General features: G+C 67.7%; 2 protein-coding genes. One reads left to right on the top strand and one right to left on the bottom strand.

The window, feature by feature from the left end:
- Window positions 1-947: DUF6541 family protein (locus tag LQV45_RS24045; protein ID WP_374208283.1), on the top strand; the 947-nt coding region annotated here is incomplete at its 5' end.
- 130 nt (window positions 948-1,077) lie between these two features.
- Here LQV45_RS24045 and LQV45_RS24040 read toward each other — a convergent pair.
- On the bottom strand, window positions 1,078-2,834 hold a 1,757-nt coding region (locus tag LQV45_RS24040), incomplete at its 5' end, for an acyltransferase family protein (RefSeq protein ID WP_230009140.1).

Raw genomic sequence — 2,834 nt, 5'->3', positions numbered from 1 at the left:
ATCTGCGCCCGCCCTTGGAGGCTTCGTTCTGGGGCCCTTACCAGAGCATTCCGAAGGCCATCGGCGAAGCCGTCACCATCTCCCCCGATGGCCTGGCACTGGCCTGGCTCGTGGCCCCGCTGGTATTCCTCGGCCTCTGGGCGTGCTTCCAGGACCGCTGGCAGCGCGTGTGGATCGCTGCCGTCTTCGCCTTGTTCACCTATCTGTTCGTTGTGGTCTCCGGCTTCACCAGGTCGGAAACCCGGGACTTCCTCACCGGCGTCTGGTACAACGACAGCTACCGGATTGCCGCCCTGCTGCCGCTGGTTGCGGTCCTGCTGGTCGCCGTCGGCATTGACTGGGCAGGGCGCCGAATCCTGGCGGTGCGCGGCCGGTCCAAGGCCCTCGCGGTGGCCCTTGACGGCTCTCCGCGCTGGGGGCGCGCCGGAACCGCGGCCTACCGGACCGTAGGCATCGCCGCCGTCGTGCTGGCCGCCATCGCCCTGGGACAGCAGGGCGGCCTGGAGCTGGAGGTTGAGCAGGGCTCGAGGAACTACAGGCTCGCCGCCGATTCGCCGCTGGTCTCCACCGACGAGCTCCAGCTCATGAAGCGCCTGCCCCAGACTGTCCCCGAAAATGCCCTGCTGATCGATAATCCCTACACCGGTGCGGCGCTGTCCTACGCGCTGGGCGAGCGGAAGTCGGCCCAGCTGCATGTCATGAGCTACGTCTCTCCGGATGTGAAGCGGATCTACGATTCGATGGGCAACGTGACGACGGACGCCAGCGTCTGCCAGGCAGTCCGCGCGGCGAATGCCTACTACATCCTGGACTTCGGCCCGGTCGAAGTCCACGGCGGAGACCACACTCCCGCCGGGCTGCGGAATCTCGCAGCGAACCCCGGCGTGCAGCTCATTGACAGCCAGGGCGAGGCGAAGCTCTACAAGGTCACGGCCTGCGGGAACTGAACCCCGGCGTGCTGCAGGCTGCGGGGCAGGTTCCGCAGCCTGCAGCGGCACCTTGCCCGCAACCTGCCCGCAGGCTGCGCCGGTCCCTGGCCCGCGGGGCAGGCTCCGGGGGCACCTCCGCGGCCGCTGCCTAGAAACTGAGTTGCCGGGCCAGTGCCGGTGCCAGCGTCTTGGCAAAGGTGTTGGTCATGTGGTTGTCCCGGTACACGAGCACGTTGCCGATCACGGCCGGGCAGATCCCCTGCCGGCAAAAATAGGCGGACATATCCAGAACCTCGACGCCGGGCACGCGTGCCCCGGCCAGCTGCAGGGGGTCGGCGGCGGTGCCGGCGTCGGATACGGTGAACTGGCACGCGGGCGAGCCTGGTCCATTGGCCTGGACGCAGTCCGGTGCCGAAAATTCCGGATACGGCGTGTCGGGCACGACGGCCACGCGGATCCCGGCTTCCCGGAGCGGCTTCAGGAGCTGGACATAGCCGTTGACGAGTTCTTCCGGGCTGGCCCACGTCCAGTTGAGGGCTTCGCGGTAGCCGGCCGGCGCCATTCCCGATACCACCACCAACTGTGGACGCAGCGTCAGGATGCGCTGCAATGTGGCCTTGTTCTGTTCCGAGCAACTGCGGTACACCGTGGTGCCATTGGCCGCCGGCGCTGCCGTGAAGGGGCATCCGTTCCGGACCATGGCCTGTACCTTCCAGCCCCCGTCTGCGCCGGCAATCACGAGCGGATCCACGTACTGCGCGGCGTGTGAGTCCCCGACGACGACCACCGTCTGGGTGGCCTCCGGCGCGCCGAAAACGCATTGGTCAACCCCGGTGACGGCCGGGTTGAACTTCCCGCACGTCTCCGTCCAGGTCAGTGGCACATCCTTCATGGCGACGGCGGGATCGGGCCGGACGGGCACGCCGTCGGGGACGGCGGCGGGCCGGACGGGATCAAATGCCGTGGCGCCGGGATAGTCGCGCAGGTTCATGGCCGCGTTCAGCTGCTGCGACTTGGCTTCCACGACGCCCCACGGCACCGCCGCTGCCACCGTCGACGCCACGATCAGTCCTGCTGCCAGGACGAAGGCATTCCGGCGCAGCAATCCCCACCGTCCGGGCGTCGATCCTTGGGCGGCTGGGCTTCCGTGCCGGAACTTCTGCTCGACGAGGTGGTAGGAGGCGACCGCCAGGGCCAGGCTGATGGCCACCATGGCGGTTCCCTGGATGACGCCCGGAGCCCGCCCGAGGTGGAAGACGTAGATCACGACGACGGGCCAATGCCACAGGTAGAGGGAATATGAGAGATCGCCGATGTAGGTCACTGGCCGCAGGCTGAGGACCCGGCTTGCCGAGTAACCGGCAGGGCTGCCCGGAGTGGCCGGTTCGGCCGCCGGCGAACCCGCGGTGAGCAGCAGCAATGTCCCCGCGACGGGCAGGAGGGCGATGCTGCCCGGGAAGTCCATCGCAACGGAGAGTGCCATCGCGGAATAGACGATCACGCCCAGGCCGATCCAGCCCGAAAGCCAGGCCCGCACCGGGCCCAGGCGCAATTTGGGAATCAGCAGGGCGCCGATGCCCCCGGCGCCCAGCTCCCAGATCCGCGTGGTGGTCGCAAAGTAGGCCATGTCGTGCTGGGAGGACGAGAAGGCGACGCTGTGGACGAACGACGCCAGTGACACCACCGCCAGGATCCATAAGGAGACGGTTTCGATCCGGAGGCGCCGTTTCACGGTGACGGCCACTCCCGCCAGCAGGATGACGGGAATGATCAGGTAGAACTGCTCTTCCACGGCCAGGGACCAGAAGTGCTGCACCGGGGACACCAGGGCGGTCGCCGCGGCGTAACTGTCCACGCTGAAGGCCTGGTTCCAGTTCTGCACTTGCAGGGCGGACATGATGACGT

The sequence above is a fragment of the Microbacterium sp. Bi128 genome, from assembly GCF_918698205.1.
Note: the sequence above shows the minus strand (reverse complement) of the source record. Positions and strands in the feature narration are given on the sequence as shown.